Annotated in this window: 20 protein-coding genes and 1 other annotated feature; of the genes, 10 read left to right on the top strand and 10 right to left on the bottom strand. The window is 43.7% G+C overall.

What is annotated here, in order from left to right; all coding sequences use genetic code 11:
- Positions 1–354: 354 nt before the first annotated feature.
- Genes BTA30_RS11790 through BTA30_RS11800 form a run of 3 tightly spaced genes read right to left on the bottom strand, consistent with a single transcriptional unit; the run spans position 355 to position 2810 of the window.
- On the bottom strand, positions 355–1515 hold the full coding sequence (locus BTA30_RS11790) for an acetoin utilization protein AcuC (RefSeq protein WP_076761429.1): 1161 nt from the start codon (positions 1513–1515) through the stop codon (positions 355–357).
- Positions 1512–2156 carry an acetoin utilization AcuB family protein gene (locus tag BTA30_RS11795; RefSeq protein WP_076761430.1) on the bottom strand — a complete coding sequence of 215 codons (645 nt, stop codon included), beginning with the start codon at positions 2154–2156 and terminating at the stop codon, positions 1512–1514. The genes BTA30_RS11790 and BTA30_RS11795 overlap by 4 nt, the downstream gene beginning before the upstream one ends.
- A gap of 21 nt (positions 2157–2177) precedes the next feature.
- Positions 2178–2810 (bottom strand): GNAT family N-acetyltransferase, encoded by a 633-nt coding sequence (locus BTA30_RS11800; protein ID WP_076761431.1) that lies wholly within the window; start codon positions 2808–2810, stop codon positions 2178–2180.
- A gap of 155 nt (positions 2811–2965) precedes the next feature.
- On the opposite strand from BTA30_RS11800, the gene acsA reads away from it, so the two are divergent.
- The 3 genes from acsA to BTA30_RS23385 all read left to right on the top strand — a co-directional run bounded on the left by acsA (position 2966) and on the right by BTA30_RS23385 (position 6561).
- Positions 2966–4684 (top strand): acetate--CoA ligase, encoded by a 1719-nt coding sequence (gene acsA / locus BTA30_RS11805; protein ID WP_076761432.1) that lies wholly within the window; start codon positions 2966–2968, stop codon positions 4682–4684.
- Positions 4685–4735: 51 nt separating this feature from the next.
- Positions 4736–4967, top strand: a binding site (T-box leader).
- A 46-nt stretch (positions 4968–5013) separates the two neighbouring features.
- Positions 5014–6279 carry a tyrosine--tRNA ligase gene (gene tyrS / locus BTA30_RS11810; protein WP_076761433.1) on the top strand — a complete coding sequence of 422 codons (1266 nt, stop codon included), beginning with the start codon at positions 5014–5016 and terminating at the stop codon, positions 6277–6279.
- 132 nt (positions 6280–6411) lie between these two features.
- Positions 6412–6561: a hypothetical protein gene (locus BTA30_RS23385; RefSeq protein ID WP_164470237.1), complete on the top strand. Its 150-nt coding sequence runs from the start codon at positions 6412–6414 to the stop codon at positions 6559–6561.
- A gap of 53 nt (positions 6562–6614) precedes the next feature.
- On the opposite strand, the gene BTA30_RS11815 is transcribed toward BTA30_RS23385, so the two are convergent.
- Positions 6615–7028, bottom strand: coding sequence for an Lrp/AsnC family transcriptional regulator (locus tag BTA30_RS11815; RefSeq protein ID WP_076761434.1), 414 nt, complete (start codon positions 7026–7028; stop codon positions 6615–6617).
- A 158-nt stretch (positions 7029–7186) separates the two neighbouring features.
- On the opposite strand from BTA30_RS11815, the gene BTA30_RS11820 reads away from it, so the two are divergent.
- Positions 7187–7948: an MBL fold metallo-hydrolase gene (locus BTA30_RS11820; protein ID WP_076761435.1), complete on the top strand. Its 762-nt coding sequence runs from the start codon at positions 7187–7189 to the stop codon at positions 7946–7948.
- A 501-nt stretch (positions 7949–8449) separates the two neighbouring features.
- Here BTA30_RS11820 and BTA30_RS23855 read toward each other — a convergent pair.
- The 3 genes from BTA30_RS23855 to rpsD all read right to left on the bottom strand — a co-directional run bounded on the left by BTA30_RS23855 (position 8450) and on the right by rpsD (position 9953).
- A complete protein-coding gene (locus tag BTA30_RS23855) occupies positions 8450–8611 on the bottom strand; it encodes a hypothetical protein (protein ID WP_094777328.1) in 162 nt (53 codons plus the stop codon).
- A 77-nt stretch (positions 8612–8688) separates the two neighbouring features.
- Complete coding sequence (locus tag BTA30_RS23390; protein WP_164470239.1) at positions 8689–8835, bottom strand: hypothetical protein; 147 nt, start codon at positions 8833–8835, stop codon at positions 8689–8691.
- 515 nt (positions 8836–9350) lie between these two features.
- Complete coding sequence (rpsD, locus tag BTA30_RS11835; protein ID WP_076761437.1) at positions 9351–9953, bottom strand: 30S ribosomal protein S4; 603 nt, start codon at positions 9951–9953, stop codon at positions 9351–9353.
- A 333-nt stretch (positions 9954–10286) separates the two neighbouring features.
- Here rpsD and BTA30_RS11845 point away from each other — a divergent pair, with 333 nt between their 5' ends.
- Entirely contained in the window at positions 10287–12002 is a 1716-nt protein-coding gene (locus tag BTA30_RS11845) for a sensor domain-containing diguanylate cyclase (RefSeq protein ID WP_076761438.1), read from the top strand.
- Positions 12003–12020: 18 nt separating this feature from the next.
- On the opposite strand, the gene BTA30_RS11850 is transcribed toward BTA30_RS11845, so the two are convergent.
- A complete protein-coding gene (locus BTA30_RS11850; RefSeq protein WP_076761439.1) occupies positions 12021–12515 on the bottom strand; it encodes a GAF domain-containing protein in 495 nt (164 codons plus the stop codon).
- A 131-nt stretch (positions 12516–12646) separates the two neighbouring features.
- Here BTA30_RS11850 and refZ point away from each other — a divergent pair, with 131 nt between their 5' ends.
- Positions 12647–13285: a forespore capture DNA-binding protein RefZ gene (refZ, locus tag BTA30_RS11855; RefSeq protein WP_076761440.1), complete on the top strand. Its 639-nt coding sequence runs from the start codon at positions 12647–12649 to the stop codon at positions 13283–13285.
- Here the strand turns inward: refZ and hisJ are convergent.
- Complete coding sequence (gene hisJ / locus BTA30_RS11860; RefSeq protein ID WP_076761441.1) at positions 13278–14090, bottom strand: histidinol-phosphatase HisJ; 813 nt, start codon at positions 14088–14090, stop codon at positions 13278–13280. The two genes, refZ and hisJ, sit on opposite strands and share 8 nt — an antisense overlap.
- Before the next feature lie 187 nt (positions 14091–14277).
- Between hisJ and ezrA the strand changes: the two genes are divergently transcribed.
- A complete protein-coding gene (ezrA, locus tag BTA30_RS11865) occupies positions 14278–15972 on the top strand; it encodes a septation ring formation regulator EzrA (RefSeq protein WP_076761442.1) in 1695 nt (564 codons plus the stop codon).
- Between the two features lie 81 nt (positions 15973–16053).
- On the opposite strand, the gene brnQ is transcribed toward ezrA, so the two are convergent.
- On the bottom strand, positions 16054–17391 hold the full coding sequence (brnQ, locus tag BTA30_RS11870) for a branched-chain amino acid transport system II carrier protein (protein WP_076761443.1): 1338 nt from the start codon (positions 17389–17391) through the stop codon (positions 16054–16056).
- A gap of 194 nt (positions 17392–17585) precedes the next feature.
- Here brnQ and BTA30_RS11875 point away from each other — a divergent pair, with 194 nt between their 5' ends.
- The 3 genes from BTA30_RS11875 to BTA30_RS11885 all read left to right on the top strand — a co-directional run bounded on the left by BTA30_RS11875 (position 17586) and on the right by BTA30_RS11885 (position 20274).
- The gene (locus BTA30_RS11875) at positions 17586–18731 is read left to right on the top strand and encodes a cysteine desulfurase family protein (RefSeq protein ID WP_076761444.1); all 1146 of its coding nucleotides are present in this window, start codon (positions 17586–17588) and stop codon (positions 18729–18731) included.
- 7 nt (positions 18732–18738) lie between these two features.
- A complete protein-coding gene (gene thiI, locus BTA30_RS11880) occupies positions 18739–19944 on the top strand; it encodes a tRNA uracil 4-sulfurtransferase ThiI (protein ID WP_076761445.1) in 1206 nt (401 codons plus the stop codon).
- A gap of 114 nt (positions 19945–20058) precedes the next feature.
- A complete protein-coding gene (locus BTA30_RS11885; protein WP_076761446.1) occupies positions 20059–20274 on the top strand; it encodes an alpha/beta-type small acid-soluble spore protein in 216 nt (71 codons plus the stop codon).
- Positions 20275–20339: the final 65 nt, after the last annotated feature.

Raw genomic sequence — 20339 nt, forward strand, 5'->3', positions numbered from 1 at the left:
TCCTGACTGGCTTCAGCGGTTTGAAAAAAAAAGAATAAATGAACACGATCGACTCAGGATCGCGTGTATTTCAGAAGAGCGGTATTGAATTCATAAATCGCGATTTGCCGGAAGCCTCGCTCCATTATCGCGAGGCAAAGGGGTAAAAGGGCAATGTTATAGCTGTCATGAAGCGTGTTCGATGGAACTTGAGGAGGATAATCATAGGTGCCCTAGGTTTTTCAAGCTGTCGGAAGTGCTATTGAAAATGCACGGCCTAATGAAAAGATGGCTATCATTCTGCTGTATACTTTATGAAACGATACAACTTGGTTGTTCAAGCTGTCTTTCACAAACTTTTCGGCAAGCCTCTTTTTATGTCGTGCGATGGGCAGAGCGAATCGGGAAAAGAGCTTTTGCAATGGTTTGCGCATTTTTTTCTGTAATTTCTGCTTTCCTTGGAATCGGAGGATATAAATCTTCCGGATCACACCATGCTGAAGGAAGCGGGACCGACGCTTGTTTTTCCCATCTTTTCAGCCATTTTTCAGGCATGTTACCTTCTGCTTTGATGCCCTTCATTTCAAGCCATATTCTTGCCCATGCCCGCGGCACCACACGCCAAATATCATAGCCTCCGCCGCCGACGGCAATCCACCTCCCGCCGCAGTAAGTATGGGCCAATTCATGGGCAAGCTTTGGAATGTCTTCATAAATTCTCATCGTTGTGCATAAGTGTGTGAGCGGGTCATAGAAATGAGCGTCAGCGCCGTTCTGCGTCAATATGACGTCCGGTTTGAAGAATTCAGCGATTTCAGTGACAGCCGTTCGGTAGGAGTCAAGAAAAGAATCATCTTCAGTGAACGCATCTAGCGGGATGTTAAAAGCGTATCCATAGCCTTCTCCATGGCCGCGTTCCTGAACTTGACCCGTTCCAGGGAAAAGATAGCGGCCTGTTTCATGTATCGATACAGTGCAGACAGATGGATCGTCATAAAACGTGAATTGCACGCCATCTCCGTGATGGGCATCTGTATCAATGTATAACACTTTAGCGTGATACTTTTCCTGCAGGTAGCGAATCACGACTGAACTATCGTTATATACGCAAAAACCTGAAGCTCTCCCTCTGAATCCGTGATGAAGCCCGCCTCCTAAATTAAGGGCATGTTTTGCCTTTCCGGTCATCACATAGTCTGCGGCTGTCAGCGTTCCGCCAACCAAAAGAGATGCGGCTTCGTGCATACCGGCAAAAACGGGTGTATCCTCTGTTCCAAGTCCGTAGCTCTCGCTTTCAGCGGCCGGCAGTTTGCCCGCCCCGGCCAGCTGAACGGCTCTGATATAATCGCTTGTGTGAACAAGGCTGAGCTCGGATTCCACCGCCATTCGCGGAGGGACGATATCTCCCTGTTCGAACGCGCCCAAGGCGTTTAAAAGGTCATATGTCACATATACTCTCAGCTGGTTGAATGGATGGTCTTGATGAAATTGATAAATTTGGTAGGAGGGAGAGAATACAAACACGCTGTCCTTCATAGCAAATCCCTTTGTTCTGCGGGCCAGAGAACCTGATACCCTTTGGTTTTCACGTCTTTGATGATTGAGGCGGGATTCATCGTTTGTACGCGAAATACGAGAATTTTTGAATGTTCTTTTTCACCGGGATAAACAAGCACGCTTAAAATACCGATTTGGCGCTTGCTGAATATTGGGCTGATATCGGCGAGGCCCTGTGTGATATCCTCGGTTTTAATTTCGATTTGCGAGCCGGGAAAATGAGCGCCGGTCAGCTGGACAAATGTATGAAGCAAGTCTGACTTTGTTACGATGCCGACGAGCTTTCCGTTTTTGACGATCGGCAGGCAGCCGATGTCATGTTCGAAAAATACGGCTGAAATTTCTTCGGCAAAATCAAGCGGATGACCTGTGACCACTTCTTTTGACATGATCAGTTCAACCGGTCTTTGCAGATCCTTGGCAGAGCTGTTGTGAGCAAATATACTTGGGCTTGCTTTCTTCACATCCCTGTCTGTTACGACGCCTACGACAGTTCCCCGTTCATTGATGACCGGCAGGTGCTTAATATGAAATGTTCTCATTCGTTTCATCGCTTCTTCTATCGTATCTGTTCTGGAAAGTGTCACAACATCCCTTTTCATGATTTTTTCAACAATCATACTTAGGTCCCCTTTGCTCCCTTAATACATACAACGATTGTGGAATCGCAGCCTGTCAAACCGCTCGATCGATTCCTGACTGACCTCTTTTCCGATGCGGGCCATTAAACAGTTGGCGGGATGAGAACTGATTTCCGGATCGTCTGTTGCAAACCAGACAAGTCCTCCGGCATTCATCATCTTCTCCATCATCTTTCTGTATTCCCAGACATCTTTGTTTGTCCCCTTTAAGTCCCAATGCCAGTAATATTCGGTCGTAATGATAATGTATTTTTCCATCTGTTTATCCATCATGCTGACCTCTAAAAGCGTCTTTCCGACGGAATGGCCTCTGAACATTGGAATCACCTCGATGGCGCCAAGTTCAATTAAATTTTCCATGTTTCCTTCAGACCACCTTTCAAGCGGGTCTGGATAAACATAGGTGACATATCCTACAATGGTATGATGGAAACGAGCGATGATAATCCGTCCTTCGGGAAGCCCTGCGATTTCGATTAATGCTTCGTGCTGTTTTTGAGATGGGCGAAAGGCTGTAAGCTCGGCATGAAACTCAAAGTCTGCAAGCTTTTCAGCGCTGATAGGGCCTTCTATCAGCAAGGCGCCTTTCTCGGTGTGCAATTCCTTGGCATGATAAGTTTTGTGATGCTCCACGTATCCACCGCCTTACATCTTAGTTGAAGTCTTTTATACATAACATACCAAAATATTAAGCGTTTTCAAAGAAAAGAATACTATTTTTTAAAAATTGAGAAAATAAAAAATCTATACTATAATATATTTTGATGACCGAACAAAGGGGGATGGGCATGGAATTGAAAGCGTTGCCAGCCGAAAAGGGAAACTACAATTTAAAAGACTATGATGAAGCATACCGTACATTTGACTGGAAAGATGCCGAAAAAAATTTTACATGGCACAAAACGGGGAAAATGAATGCCGCTTATGAAGCTATCGACCGCCACGCTGAATCAAATTTGAAAAATAAAGTGGCATTTTACTACAAAGATCCGGTCCGCGAAGAAAAGTACACCTTCCGAGAAATGAAAAATGAAACAAATAAAGCTGGGAATGTGTTAAAGCAGCATGCCAATGTCAAAAAGGGAGACCGTGTGTTTGTCTTTATGCCGAGATCACCCGAGCTTTATTTTATTATTCTCGGCGCTGTCAAATTGGGAGCGATCGTCGGACCTTTATTTGAAGCGTTTATGGAAGGGGCTGTCAAAGACAGGCTTTTAAACAGCGGGGCAAAGGTGATTGTCACGACGCCCGAACTGCTGGAGCGGGTGCCGGCTGATGAGCTGCCGGATCTTGAATCGATCGTGGTCGTCGGAGAAGGGGTAAAGGAAGAAGGGCCTGTTATCGATTACTTTTCAAAAGCAGGGGAAGCAGACACCGATCTTGAGATTGCATGGATGGATCAGGAAGACGGGATGCTGCTTCACTATACATCAGGCTCTACCGGCGCGCCAAAAGGGGTTCTCCACGTCCATAGAGCGATGATTCAGCAATACCAGACCGCCAAATGGGTTCTTGATCTGCGGGAGGATGACATCTATTGGTGTACAGCGGATCCCGGTTGGGTAACCGGAACCATTTACGGCATTTTCGGACCGTGGCTGAATGGAGCAACCAATGTCGTGGTGGGCGGCAGGTTCAGCCCTGAATCATGGTACGAGACGATTGAACAGCTTGAAGTGACTGTATGGTACAGTGCGCCGACGGCTTTCCGAATGCTGATGGGAGCCGGAGACGAACTCGCGAACAAATACAACCTGAGTTCTTTAAGACACGTCTTAAGCGTTGGCGAGCCTTTAAACCCCGAAGTGATCAGATGGGGGCATAAAGTCTTTCACAATCGGATTCATGATACATGGTGGATGACGGAAACAGGGGCACAGCTGATTTGCAACTATCCTTGCATAGAGATTAAGCCTGGTTCGATGGGCAAGCCTTTTCCTGGAACCGAGGCTGCGATTGTTGACAACCAGGGAAATGAGCTCCCGCCATACAGAATGGGCAATCTCGCCATTAAAAAAGGCTGGCCGTCGATGATGCACGCCATCTGGAACAACCCTGAAAAATACAGCTCCTATTTTATGCCGGGTGATTGGTATGTGTCCGGAGATTCCGCCTATATGGATGAAGACGGATACTTTTGGTTTCAGGGACGAATTGATGATGTCATTATGACATCAGGAGAACGCGTCGGTCCGTTTGAAGTGGAAAGCAAGCTTCTCGAACATCAAGCTGTCGCTGAAGCAGGCGTCATTGGCAAACCGGATCCCGTCCGGGGAGAAATCATAAAAGCATTCATCGCTCTTAGAGAAGGATATGAGCCGTCAGATTCATTAAAAGAGGAAATTAGGCAGTTCGTGAAGAAAGGCTTGGCCGCACATGCCGCGCCAAGGGAAATCGAATTTAAAGATAAGCTGCCGAAAACGAGAAGCGGAAAGATTATGAGGCGCGTCCTGAAAGCGTGGGAGCTGAACCTTCCGGCCGGCGATCTTTCAACGATGGAGGACTGACCTTCATTGACAAAGCAAAAATATTATGTTAAAAAAGATTTAGTCAAATAATAAAAGGTGAAGACTGAGACCAGTAGAACGATCCCTCCCTGTCTTAGAGAGCTGATGGCCGGTGAAAATCAGCACATATGGATGGTTTGAATTACACTCACGAACCGCTTTTGCGAAAAAGCCTCCCGCTTTGTAGCAAAAGAACGGAAGTTTCCGTTATCAACAAGAGTGAAAAGAGCGCGGTCTCGTGTTCTTTTAAGCAGGGTGGTACCGCGATTTGATCGTCCCTTCGTTTATTCGAAGGGGCGTTTTTATTTTTTAAAAAGGAGCTAATGATAATGACACACTTACTTGATGATTTATCCTTTCGGGGGCTGATTCAGCAGCAGACGGATGAAGAAGGGCTGAGAGAGCTGCTGGCTAATGACAAAATCAGCTTATACTCCGGATTTGACCCGACGGCCGACAGCCTCCATATCGGACATTTACTGCCGATCTTAATGCTTCGCCGCTTTCAGCTGGCCGGACATCACCCGATTGCACTCGTAGGCGGAGCGACGGGTCTGATCGGCGATCCGAGCGGAAAGAAAGCAGAGCGCACATTGAACAATGAAGAGATTGTCCGCGAATGGTCGCAGAAAATCAAAAATCAGCTATCCCGTTTCCTTGATTTTAAAGCTGATGAGAATCCGGCGGTCATGGCGAATAACTTCGACTGGATCGGCCAAATGAGTGTCATTGATTTCTTGCGTGATGTCGGCAAAAACTTCGGCATCAACTACATGCTTGCCAAGGATACGGTAAGCTCCAGAATCGAATCGGGCATATCGTACACTGAATTCAGCTATATGATCCTTCAGTCGCTCGATTTCTTAAATCTGTACAGAAATAGCGGATGCAAGCTGCAGATCGGCGGCAGCGACCAGTGGGGCAATATCACTTCAGGTCTTGAGCTGATTCGCAAATCGGAAGAGAACGCAAAAGCGTTCGGTTTGACGATCCCGCTCGTCACAAAAGCGGATGGAACGAAATTCGGAAAAACAGAAGGCGGAGCGATCTGGCTCGATAAAGAGAAGACCTCGGCGTATGAATTTTACCAATTCTGGATCAATACAGATGACAGGGATGTTGTCAAATACCTAAAATACTTCACCTTTTTGTCAAAAGAAGAAATTGAAGATCTGGCTGCAAAAACGGAGACTGCACCTGAAAAACGCGAGGCGCAAAAACGCCTTGCTGAAGAAGTGACGGTTCTCGTCCATGGCCGTGAAGCGTTTGACCAGGCTGTTAATATTTCCAGAGCGCTGTTCAGCGGCGATATCAAACAGCTGACAGCCGAGGAAGTGAAGGTCGGCTTTAAAGGGGTTCCTTCTTTAGAACTCGAGCAAACGGATGAGCTGCCTCTCGTCGATGTACTTGTCCAATCAAAGCTGTCGCCTTCGAAACGCCAGGCCCGTGAAGACATCACAAACGGAGCCGTATACATTAACGGTGAGCGCCGGACTGATGTAAGCGGCGTTCTCAGCAGCGAGGACCGCATCGAAGGACAGTTTACCGTCATTCGCCGCGGCAAAAAGAAATACTTCTTGCTGACTTACAAGTAATGAAAAAAAACTCTTGCCAAACGGCAAGGGTTTTTTGTGTCAAAACGTTTCATGTATGTTCATTCAGGAAATGTCAAAAATATAGATGTAGAAGGTAAAGCGTTTCCATTCTCTAATCGGGAGGAATTCAGAATGAACTTGTTCATTGCGGCAAAAGAAAAATTTATGGAAGATTATCAAAAGCAGCTTGAGACAGAACGAAATGAACATGCTGAACATCAAGCGTCCGCCCTTAATCAAGTGAATCAGACGGAAGATACAGCAAAGCGGTTAAAATCATGAGGGTCCCGCGACCCTCTTTTTCATTGAATGCTTGCCCCGTATTTCCCATTCATCTACGATTTATTAATAACAATCGCTAATTTGTAGTTTGCATGCTTGTTTAAGTCTATTAAAAATTGATCTAACAGTTCATGAGACGGGAACTTGCATTCAAGAAGATAACAACCATCCCCGCTGATTTTATAGTTATTGATGATGTAGTTCTCCTTTGTTTTTAAAAATGAAAGGTAAGGTTCGTGATAAGTACTTTTTGTATAGATATTGATAAAAGCATGTATAAAACACCCGAGTTTCACTTGATTCACTTTGATTGTATAACCTTCAATCACTCCTTGATCCTCCAATTTAGCAACCCTGGTTGCGGCTGCCTGTCCTGTCAAATGAACTTTTTCCCCTAATTCCTTCATCGTAGCACGGCTATTATTGGATAATTCTTCTAAGATTCGCTTGTCTGTATGATCCAGCATTCGATCAAATCCTTTCAAAAGGTTTGTGTGGAATGACAAAGCAAAATACATTTTTTCAAAAATCAAGTCAAACGGAAAAAAGACTTGATTTTATCTATGTAAATGTTAATCGGTCATAGTATAAACTGATTGTAATTCAAAGAAAAGGAGCCATGAACATGAATATTCTACAAATTCGAAATGCGACATTAATTGTCGAATATGCAGACAAAACATTTTTAATAGATCCAATGCTGGCTGAGAAAGGCACTTATCCCCCGTTTCCAAATTCGGCAAGACAAGATCAAAATAATCCTTTAGCCAGCCTGCCGGCATCAATTGACGACATCATCAAGAATCTGGATGCTGTCATTGTCACTCATCTGCATTTAGACCACTTTGATGATGCTGCCAAAGAAATGTTGCCTAAAGATATCAAACTGTTTGTCCAAAATACAGCGGATGCTGAAGAAGTGAGAAATGCCGGTTTTCAAGATGTAGAAGTTTTAACGGAAGATACAGTTTTTGAAAATATTCAATTAATCAAAACAAGAGGCGAGCATGGTAGAGGAGAAATATTAAAGCTTGCCGGTGAAGTGTGCGGCGTTGTTTTCAAGCACTCAAATGAGAAAACGTTGTATGTAGCTGGAGATACAGTATGGTATGAAGGTGTCCAAGAAGAGATCGATACACATCAGCCGGATATCATTGTCGTCAATGGCGGAGATAATCAATTCTTAGAAGGCGGTTCTCTCGTAATGGGGAAAGAGGACATTTATGAAGTGTATAAAGCAGCCCCTAACGCAACAATCATTTCAAGCCATATGGAAGCTGTCAATCATTGGACATTATCAAGAGAAGAGTTAAAAACATTCATTCAAGAAAAAGGAATCGTTTCTCATGTTTTAGTGCCGGATGACGGTGAATCATACACATTTTAATCTATAGTAGAGGGAAGATCATCATGACAGTTGAAGCCAATAAAGAATGAGTCAGACGTTTTTATAAAAGCGAATGAAGCCACTGGGAGGTTTCTTCCATAAAGACTTTGTATTCTATCCGCAGGTTGATACACCTATGCCTGGGGAAAATGCCTATAGCTCAAAAAAAACTTCGTTGCTTTTTCGGACTTCAAAATGCCGATCCAAGCACCCGTTTACTTTGTCTTTGAAGGTCCCGCTGGACGGTGTTCTTTCAACGGGAAAAACCGTTAAATTATCGTTTTGCGAATAGCCGACGGTAAGATGATTGAGAAAAGGGTTCATGGTGATAAGCATGACGATCTCCGGCAGCTTGGTGTGAACATCTGACTTTTCCTGAGCTGATCAAAAGGTGTTTTGCGGAAGTCCTGTCTGCGGATGATATTATCGAAAAAGGGTTACCTATCGAAAGAGCCCTTCTCTCCGAGAGGGGCTTATATTCAATAACATTCTCAAGCTTTATTAAAATCCTTGAAGAGTGTAAAAGAAATAAATAAACAACACAATCATTGTTATGACAATGATTACTTCTTTGGTGTAATGTTTCTCATCCTCTTTAGCTTGCTTCTGTTTTTGAATCTCGTCTCTATACTTTTTTTGAATCTCCCTCTTCTTAAGATCCATTTTTGATTTGCCCCTCTGGTTTATATTCAACACGCACTCTCATCCTGTTTCAATTTTTTAGGAAGAGGAATCTTTGCTCAAAATTCAGGAATTATTAAATTAAGAGCAACAATCAGCACAATAATGGTTACGATAATCATCATTTCGATAGTATACCTTTTGTGATTTTCCTGTTTTTTTAGCTCCTCCCTATACTTTTTTTGAATCTTGTCATCCATTTTCATCATGAATCTCCCATCTGACAATATTCCAGTCGATCAAATCTCTTTCATGATTATTTCGAACATCATAACGCTAACTCCTTTTTTATAAAAAATGATTTTATTGTTGTTTTTTCTGTTTTTCACTAAGCTCTATCTCAGTAGTAGAAGCTGAACAAAAACAACACCATGATACAAAAGTTCCTCAACAACCGTTTTATGTTTTTGATAAAGAAATTTTAGATAACATTAGGGAATGTTACAAAGATGATTTCATCTCCGGTCCCATTCAGGATCGTGCTGAGTTATCGGAAGACAGGAAAGGAGGGGACAAACAAAATTTTTATCTGATATCGATTATCTTAAGTATTAACTCATTATAATCCAGCAAAAAAACCTTCATATTGAGAGGGGTTTTGTTTTTGAGGTTAAGGTAAATGATATGGGGGAGAATACGACATACTAAAAAGCAGAGTAAACAAAAACCCCAGAATCGTTGGGATACCAACGATTCTAGGGTTTTTATCAATACTCTTCAATTAACGAGAGTAGAACTCAACGATCAATGCTTCGTTAATCTCAGGAGCAAGTTCAGAGCGCTCTGGAAGGCGAGTGAACGTACCCTCAAGCTTTTCAGCATCAAATGTCAGGTATTCAGGAATGAAGCTGTTCACTTCAACCGCTTCTTTGATGACAGAAAGGTTTTGAGATTTTTCGCGAAGAGCAATCGCTTGACCAGGTTTTACTTGGTAAGACGGGATGTCAACGCGGCTTCCGTCAACAAGAATATGACCGTGGTTTACCAATTGGCGTGCTTGGCGGCGAGTGCGCGCTAAGCCAAGACGGTATACGATGTTGTCAAGACGAGATTCAAGAAGAATCATGAAGTTTTCACCGTGTTTACCGACCATTTTCGCAGCTCTGTCAAAAAGATTGCGGAACTGGCGCTCGTTCACACCATACATATGGCGAAGCTTTTGCTTTTCTTGCAATTGCAAACCATATTCTGATAGTTTTTTACGCTGTCCCGGACCGTGCGGACCTGGCGCGTAAGGACGTTTTTCTAATTCTTTACCTGTACCGCTTAAGGAGATTCCTAAACGGCGGGATATTTTCCAACTTGGACCTGTATAGCGAGCCATAATGTGACTCCTCCTTTGGTTTTATTTTTGTGAAAATAAAACCCATCTGTTCAATTCAGCCATGTCCATTTTGTTTTCATGTATCCTCGCTCCAGCAGCAAAGAGTTACACGATACACCTTATTCACATAAGGAACAAAATGAAACAAAGAAGCAGAACAAAAAGGCTGCAATATTTCACACAAAGACGATTATATAACGTCCCTGGGGCAAAGTCAACCATTCATCGGCAGTCCCGAAAAGATTTAAAACGCTTATCGGGATATAGTCCTTCTTTTATGATATAATTAGGAAAATTAAATTAGACTATAATGGATTTTTTTAGGTGATAATAATGAATAGACAAACCGAAGACCTATATCTCTCTTTTCATCAGGAACTGCTCCAATTTTTATTCAAAAAGCCGGCTGTTTCATACAATGACTCTGTCGTCTGGCTGAAATCGGCAGCCGAGTCATTTTTTTCGTTTATATCCTTAACATTGCATGCTTCTTCTTCTGAGCCGGCAATGCTGAAAGGCAAAAGCGGTTCAATCAATTACATCAATGATTATTATACCATTATAACAATAAAAGAAAACAACAAATATATTGAACTTTTATGTCGAAAGAATCATAAAATACCGAAAGATCTGGCTGAATCGATTCATATGTGTTTGACATACTGTGCTGATCTTGAAAGGTCTCATGATGACAAACTTCGCAAAACCGAGATTTATAAACAGACAGAACTGCTCCATGAGCTGATGGATAAGGAAAAAGTCCTAAAAACAATGCTTGAAATCTTAAGGGATGTATTCCCTCATTTAACATATTGTCTCTTTTTATCTTATGATCAGGATCAGTATATCCATCTGCCTGCAAAAGAAATAGACGTTCAAAATGAATCGACCGATTCTTTTGCCTTGGAGGTTTATTTATCAGGCCAGATGAAGCACAAGGACGAGTCTGCCGTATACATCCCGATTAAAGGCAGGCAGGGGACATATGGCGTTTTAAAAGCTTCAGGCCCGAACGCTGCCGATATGGCTCAGGATATATGCATCATTTCGAATGCCGCAGGAAAAGCCTTTGAAAATTCCCGGCTTTATGAGCAAGCCAAAAATATGATTTCGAATCTGGAGCTGATCAATGAAACCTCCCATCAGCTGAACCGGACGAAACGGCTTCCGGACATGATGAAGAATTTGTCCGAAAGGCTTATCGGCTCATTCGGCGCTGAAGAAGTCGGTTTCTTTTATAACAATCACTTTGAAGAACAAAATTTGCTGCCGGGGAGCACCGGCTTCTTTCAAACGGATGCAGCCGCTCCTTATATCAGCTACGTTAAAGAGAAGGTTTCTGAAGAGAATGGCGTTTTTGTCGGGAATGGTTCTTCTCTGTTCGGAAATGAAGGATATGCTTCATTAATGGGTGTTCCGATGCTTGAAAATAATGAGAGCAAGGGGTTTGTCATCGTTTTGAAAAAAAACGCCTGCTCCTTTACGTTTGAAATGTTTAAGCTGTTTCAGACGCTCATCAGGCATTCCACACTTGCCGTTTCCAATTCGATGCTTCGCGACCGCCTGAAGTATCTGGTGCAGACAGACCGTTTGACAGAGCTTTATTCCAGGAGCTATCTTGATGAAAAAATTCAACGCAGCATGAAGGATGATCAAAGAGGGGTATTTGTGTTATTCGACATTGATAATTTTAAACGGATTAATGATACCTATGGACACCAGACCGGTGATGAAATTCTTATTCAAGTTTCCCGGGCGATTCAGCAAAATATCCGCCAACAGGATGTCGGGGCAAGATGGGGAGGGGAAGAGCTGGCGGTGTACCTTCCGAAAGCCGACTTGCATGCAGGTGAAATACTGGCTGAACGGCTGATTGCGCTTGTCAGGGAATGTACAAATCCCAAAGTTACGATTTCCTGCGGGATTTCCCATTGGTCGGAGGACCATCCGAAATCTTTGACTTCTCTTGTAAAGCAGGCGGATGTCGCCCTGTACGCCGCCAAGCGAAACGGAAAAAACAGACTGATGATTCAAAAGCCATTTTCATGACACGAAAAAGAGCCGGATTTACCGGCTCTTTTTGCTTAAGCGCTCTTCAAGTTTTTCGGTGAATTTCTTGAGGTAATACTCATCTTTTTCATCAAATCGGTTTTTAATCGGGCTGTCTATATCAAGGACGCCGACCGCTTCTCCGTCGATTTTAAGGGGGAGCACGATTTCCGATTGGGAAGCCGCATCACATGCAATATGTCCAGGGAATGCATTGACATCCTCAACGCGTTCGACCCGTGCGTTTGCATAAGCGGTGCCGCAGACGCCTTTTCCTAACGGAATCCGTACGCAGGCGGGAAGCCCTTGGAAAGGACCGAGCACAAGCTCTCCGTCTTTGGCAAAATAAAAGCCCGCCCAGTTGACGTCTTCCAGTGAGTGGTACAAGAGAGCAGAGGCGTTGGCTAGATTGGCAATCATATCAGGCTCGTCTTCTGTCAGCGCATCTATTTGTTTGAGGAGAAGCTCATATTTTTTTTCTTTGCTGCCTTCAGTTTTTTCGACATGAAACATTGTATTTCCCTCGCTTTTTCTTTGAAATGGCAAAATTGCACTTGGTGTGCTGCTATTTGTCGAGCACTTTTTACAGGAACAAATCCGCTTGAAGTGGAATTGTTTTAAGTAAGAAGGGGTGGTGAATCAAGATGGGATCAAACTCTCTTTTAACCACAAAGGACAGGATTATCGAATCTGCCGTCGAGCTGTTCAATCAAAAAGGATTTACAGGAACTTCAGTTCGTGAAATTGCTGGAGCAGCGAATGTCAATGTGGCCCACATCTCCTATTATTTTAATGGAAAAGGCGGTTTAATGGAGCATTTGGTATCCCGTTTTTATGAAGGCTATTTAAGAATCCTTGAAAACGGACATGAGCGCCTTCAGGACCTCAGTGCAAAGGACTGCCTTCTTCAATTGGTTTTTGATATTCTATCGTATCAGCATGAACACCGTCAATTAACTCGATTTGTCTATCGCGAAGTGACGATTGATTCGACGCTGATTCGCGAAGTGATGTCGACATATTTAACAAAAGAAAAGTACATTCTTCACTTGATCATTGAAAAAGGAAAAGCGGACAGGGAATTTTCCCGTTTCCCGCTTTCTCATTTTATGATCCAGCTGAAGTCCCTTTTGATGATGCCTTATTTGCAGCCGCAGTATATTTCGGAAGTGCTTTATCTGCAGCCGCACGAACCATACTTTTATAAGGCGTACTATAAAGAAGTCAAAACTTGGATCATCAGCCTGCTGTACAGAGAGCGTGAACATATTGCCGTTATTTAGCACAGCGGCGTTCAAAACATTCGTAACCAAACCCGGCATCCTTTGCTTGGTGGGCATCAGACCCAAAAACAAGCGGGATGTTTTTTTGCTGGGCTTCTTCCATCATCCAGTCTTCCAAATAGACTTCCCCTGCCTGAGGCTTGCGAAGACCTGATGTATTAAAATCGAGTTCAAGCCCGCGATTTCCGGCTTCGGCTATACAGGAAGACACCAATTCCCGGACAGGAGCAGACATCGTATAAGGAAAAATCTTAACAAATTTTTTGACAAGTGTGATATGGCCGATTCGTTTTGGCTTAAAAGGACCGAGCGATGATACAATAGAAGAAAAGATTTCCTGATAATAGGCAAGATACACCTGCTCGATACTTCCGCAGCATCGGATCAGATTTTGAAATGCATCTTCATCATAGTCAAGGCAGATGTGTGAAGATCCCGCCGGCAGAAAATGAACGGACAGGATGCTGTCATCAAGGAATGTGCCATATGTATCGAGAAATGTTTTGATTTCAGCTTCATACGCGCGGATATAATCGACTTCAAGGCCGATTAAAACGTCAATTTGTCCTTTATACTCTTCTTTCAAGTGCTGCAGACTTTCAAAATAGCGCTCCAGGGCGGACATCGGCATGGCGCTGTCCTTCTGCGGGGTCGGATCGCTGAAAGAAGGCGGAAGCGGGGCATGCTCTGTGAAGGTTACGGATTGAAAGCTTTTTTTGCATAATTCTTCTATATAATGTCTGAACTCATCTTTTGATCCGTGCGGACAAAAAGGAGAATGAACATGACCGTCTCGTTTCAGCATGATGTCCCCCCGTAAAAAAATAGTCAGATGTTGTCACTTTGATGTAAAAAAATTAAAAATTCTGCTCAAAAAATGTTGGTTACATGGTATCATAAGAACAATGAAAACGATAGCTAAACTTTGTTTTACATAACGGTTTCAAATATCATACCCTGACAGAACAAGTTAAACAGCAAGGGGGCTCATTATGGAGTTTGTCATAGGCTTATTGGCGGTATTTTTAATCTTATTTTCCGCCGGCTACTTATTCAGGAGAAATATATATAAAGAAATTGACCGTTTAGAAGCTTGGAAAATTGAAATTTTGAACCGGTCGATTGTGGAAGAAATGTCAAAAATCAAGCATTTGAAAATGACGGGGCAGACTGAAGAATTTTTTGAGAGATGGCGCAAAGAATGGGATGAAATCGTGACTTCACACATGCCCAAAGTGGAAGAGCTCCTGTTTGAGGCGGAGGACTGCGCCGATAAATACCGTTTTCAAAAATCAAAGCAGGTGCTCGCTCATATCGAAAACCTTTTATCAGCGGCCGAATCAAATATTGAAGACATTTTAAAGGAGATTGCCGATCTCGTTTCAAGCGAAGAGCAAAACCGCAAAGAAATTGAAGAAATTAAAGAACAGTATACAAAAATACGCAAAAATCTTTTGGCTTACAGCCACCTGTATGGCGATCTTTACCCGAAAATAGAAGCCGATCTTGATACGGTGTGGGAAGGAATCAAACAATTCGAAGCTGAAACTGAAGGCGGAAACTACATAGAAGCAAGAAAGGTGCTGCTCGCCCAGGACCGCTTGCTTGAAGAGCTTCAATCACACATAGACGACGTGCCGAAGCTGCTCGCCGGCTGCAAGCAGACGGTGCCGAACGAGCTGGCAAAGCTGAAGGCGGGCCATCAGGAAATGATCGAAAAAGGCTACAAGCTGGATCATATTCAAATTGAAAAGGAATTGGAAAACCTCTTCAAAGAATTAAAGCGCGCAGAAGATGCGCTCTTGACCGAGATTAATTTGGAAGAAGCCGCGGCGACCATGCAGATGATCGAGGAAACGATCCAGACGCTGTATTCTCAGCTTGAAGATGAGGTCGAAGCCGGCCAGCTGATCTTAGGCAAAGTCCCTGAGCTGGCTGCCGCACTGGAAAAGCTTGAAACCCATAAACAAGATACAAAGGCAGAAACGGACCTTGTAAAGGAAAGCTACAGACTGACAAACGATGAACTTGAGAAGCAGCAGTCATATGAAAAGCGTCTTGAAATGGTTGAAAAGCAATTTGTGCAGGTGAAGGAGAGGCTTGACCAGAAGCATGTCGCCTATTCGCTCTTGAAAGAAGAGCTTTCAGACATTGAAAAGCAATTGGAAGCGGCTCAAAAAGAGCATGATGAATACAGGGACATGCTGCAAATGCTGAGAAAGGAAGAACTTCAGGCGAGAGAGCTTCTTCAGCAATTGAAGCAGACGATTACAAATACGGCGAGGCGTCTGGAGAAAAGCAATGTTCCCGGCATTCCGGCGTCCGTAACAGAAAAGATTCAGCAGTCGCGCTCGTCCGTTCAGAAAGTGAGTGAACAGTTTCAAATGCTGCCGCTCAACATGGATGGAGTCAACGAGCGTTTAGAAGAAGCTGAGAAGCTTGTCACAGAAGTGAAAGAACAGACAGACGAGCTTGTCGAAAAAGTGTTGATGATCGAACGCATCATTCAGTACGGCAACCGCTTCAGAAGCCAGAACCATATGCTTTCCGAGCAGCTGAAAGAAGCGGAAAACCGCTTTTATTCGTATGAATATGATGAAGCTTACGACATTGCCGCAAGAGCGGTGGAAAAAGCGTCTCCTGGATCAGTAGAACGGCTGGGTGCGCAGACGCAGCAGCCTGAATAAACGAAAACCGGCCACAGCGCCGGTTTTTTTGACCCCGTAAAAAAACCCCTCCGTTTCAGCACGAAGGGGTTTTTGCCGGTGTTAGCTTACTTTCTTTAAACGGTCATTCTGGGAAGGAATAAAAAAGGTCGTGATATATCCGATAACTGCACCGATAACTGCCGGAATGACCCAGCCGATTCCGACGCTGTACAGCGGAATCGTATCTCCTAAGACTTGATTGAGCGTTCCCAGCGGAATATTGGCAGCATTCAAACCGTCAATAATGCTTAAGATGCCCGTTGGGATAAGGGCGCCGATATACACTTCACGCCGTTCATTAAACAGCTTGTCAATAAATGAAAACAGCACAACGACGATAGCCAGCGGATAAATCGCCGAAAGGATCGGCACTGAAAACGAGATGATTTCTGTCAGACCGAAATTGGCGATCGCAAGGCTGAAAAGGCTGACGATGATCACGACGGTTTTGTAAGAAAGCTTTGGAATCAGCTTTGAAAAGTATTCTCCGCAAGAAGAAACAAGTCCGACGCTCGTGGTCAGGCAGGCGAACAAAATGGCGATACCAAGCACGGCATTACCGAGTGAACCAAATAGATACGCTGAAGCTTTTGATAATATTTCTCCGCCGTTATCAAGGGAACCGACTGTTTCAACGCTTGTCGCTCCTAAATAAGCAAGCGAAACATATACCAATCCAAGGCCGACAGCAGCCACAATGCCTGCTTTGATACAAGAAGCAGCAATTGATTTAGGATTTGTAACGCCGCGTTCTTTAATCGCACTAATCACGACGATCCCAAAAACGATCGATGCAATGGCATCCATTGTTTTATAGCCTTCTAAAAATCCGACGAACAGCGGAGTGGATTGATATGTTTTAGTAACAGACCCGATGCTGCCCATTGGTGTTATAAACGCTTTAATGACTAATACGGCAATGACGGTCAATAATATCGGTGTTAAGATTTTGCCGATCCGGTCAACAAGCTTGCTTGGATTTAAAGCCAAGAAATAAGTGACACCGAAGAAAATCAAGGTAAAAATAAACAGATAAATATTTGATGAATGTTGTCCTAAAAAAGGTTCAACCGCTATGACATACGAAACATTTCCTGTTCTTGGAATTGCAAACAGCGGTCCGATTGTTAAATAAATGCTGACGATTAATATAGTGCCAAAGACGGGATGCGCTTTGTCCGCCAGTCCTTTTGCACTACCGGTCAAGGCGACCGCAATGACACCGAGCAGCGGAAGGCCGACGCCTGTCAGCAAGAACCCGATGATTGCCGGCCATACATTTTCTCCTGCAGCTTGCCCAAGCTGGGGAGGAAAGATCATGTTTCCCGCTCCGAAAAAGAGAGCAAACAGCATAAGCCCGATCGCTGTCGTTTCTCTGGCGGATAGTGAAGTTTTCATTAAAAAGAACCTCCTGGGTGTTGTTTAAATTTTCTGTCAATTTATTTTTGTGATATAATATGACAAAAGTCCAAAGACTATTATATTTTAAAAATCAGAGAAGTCAAACACTTTATTTTTAATTTTCAATTACAAGTTGTTATGATAACATATACAGTCATGAAAAAGAACGTTCATTTTTAAAGGAGAAGATCATGATTTATCTTGATAACAGTTCGACAACAAAACCTTATCATGAAATGTTACAAATTTATGAACAAGTAAATCAGCGCTTCTTTGGCAATCCGTCGTCATTGCACCGTCATGGCGTTGAAGCAGATCAATTGCTGACTGAGGCGAGACAGCAGATCAAATCGGCATTGTCCCTGAGCCGCTATGATATCGTATTTACGTCAGGTGCATCAGAAGCCAATAACATGGCGCTCAAAGGCATAGCCCTGGCTCATCGCCATAGAGGGAAGCATATCATCGCTTCCTCCATCGAACATCCTTCTGTCGCAGAATCGTTGGAACAGCTGAAAACGGCTTTCGATTTTGAGATCACCTATCTTCCCGTTGACAGCCGCGGTTTCGTTTCACTTGAACAGCTTGAAGAAGCGCTCCGCAAAGACACGATTCTTGTCAGTGTCATGCATGTCAACAATGAAACAGGCGCTATTCAGCCTGTAGATGACATTGGAAGGATCGTGAAAGAGAAGAGCCGGGCCTGCTTTCATGTTGATTATGTTCAAGGCATCAATAAGGTTCCGTTGGATATCCCCGGGGCCGCCATCGATCTTTGCACGATCTCAGGCCACAAATTTCACGGCTTAAAAGGGACCGGAGCTCTCATACTAAAAGAAGAGCTTTCACTTTTTCCTTTAATTTCAGGCGGCGAGCAGCAAAACAACAGAAGAGCCGGAACTGAAAACACGGCCGGGGCCGTATCACTGGCAAAAGCCGTCAACATGTCATCAAAGGATTATGATGATTATATAGAAGAGATGAAAACTGCAAAATCGAATTTCATCAAACAGCTAAAAGAGATGGAAGGTGTTATATTAAATACGCCGGAAGTTGGCAGCGCCCCGCACATCATTAATTTCTCCGTTCCTGGAATGAAAGCCGAAGTTCTCTTGCATATGCTCGAAGAACGAGATATTTTTGTATCGACGACATCTGCATGTTCATCAAGGCAGCATAAGCCAAGCAAAGTGCTTTTAGCAATGGGCAAAGGGGACGAGGCCGCCGCCAGCAGCATCAGAATCAGCATGACTTACCGTGATAACAAAGAGATAGTCGAACCGTTTATGACGGCCTTAAAAGAAAGTTTACACAAACTAAAAGGAATTATGAGGTAGAGATACAATGAAATACGATTACATTTTAATCCGCTTTGGTGAAATTTCAACAAAAGGAAAGAATAGAAGGCTTTTTGTCGATCGTCTGAAAAGAAATATTAAAATGGTTCTGCGCGATTTTGGCAAAGTTCGTTATGAATCAACTCGTGACAGAATGACCTTGACATTAAACGGAGAAGATGCAGAAGCCGTAACCGCACACTTAAAACATGTTTTCGGCATTCAATCCTTCAGTCTTGCCGTCAAATGCCAGACAGACCTTGCCAGCATTAAAGAGACGGCGCTAGCTTCTGTACAAAAGCAGTACAAGCCGGGGGATACATTCAAAGTATCTACAAAAAGAGCCTATAAACAGTTTGAATTAAATACAAATGAAATGAATGCCGAAATCGGCGGGCATATTCTGCGCAATACGGAAGATTTGACCGTTGATGTCCACTCGCCTGACATTCATTTACGGATCGAGATCAGAGAAGATGCTACCTATTTGACATTCAGGGATGAAAAAGGTGCAGGAGGATTGCCTGTCGGAAGCGGAGGAAAAGCGATGCTAATGATCTCGGGCGGCATCGACAGCCCTGTTGCCGGTTTCTATGCGATGAAGCGGGGGCTTGAGATCGAAGCTGTTCACTTCTTCAGCCCGCCGTACACGAGCGAACGCGCCAAGCAAAAAGTCATCGATCTCACCGCCCGTCTTACGGCGTTCGGAGGGGACATCAAGCTTCATATTGTCCCATTTACAAAAACCCAGGAACTCATTCAAAAACAAATTCCGGAGAACTATTCGATGACAGCAACCCGCAGACTTATGCTGCAGATTGCAGACAAGCTCCGCGAACAGCATAAAGGCCTGGCCATCTTTACCGGGGAAAGCCTCGGGCAAGTGGCAAGCCAGACGCTGGAAAGCATGTATGCCATCAATGCCGTAACGAGCACACCGGTTTTGCGGCCGCTGATCGGAATGGATAAAACGGAGATCATTGAGAAAGCGAAAGATATCGATACGTATGATATCAGCATACGTCCATATGAAGACTGCTGCACGATTTTTACTCCTTCAGCACCGAAAACGCGTCCGAAAAAAGAAAAAATCGAGCACTTTGAAAGCTATACAGACTTTGACTCGCTCATTCAAGAAGCTGTAGAAAAGACGGAAACCATCGTTTTAAGCAGCAAAGCGGAAGCGAAAGAAAAGTTTGCCGACTTTTTTTAAAACCGAATGTTAGCCGGGCTCGCCTTGTCTGTTTTTTGCATACAATTACCAAACATTCTTTGTATGAAGTCATGTGTTTTTACACAATCTATACTCACAAGGAGGTGAGAACACATGGCTCAACAAAACAGACAAAACAGTTCTAACCAACTAGTAGTTCCTGGTGCTGCTCAAGCTATCGACCAAATGAAATTCGAAATCGCTTCTGAATTCGGAGTTAACCTTGGAGCGGATACTACTTCTCGTGCAAACGGTTCAGTTGGAGGAGAAATCACTAAACGCTTAGTTTCTTTCGCTCAACAACAAATGGGTGGAGGCACACCTCAGTAATTGAAAATTAAAAAAGCAATGGATAATGGGTGGGGTTTTTCCCCACTCAGCTTGTAGAGAAACCT

The sequence above is a fragment of the Bacillus swezeyi genome (genome assembly GCF_001969815.1).
Lineage (GTDB): Bacteria > Bacillota > Bacilli > Bacillales > Bacillaceae > Bacillus > Bacillus swezeyi.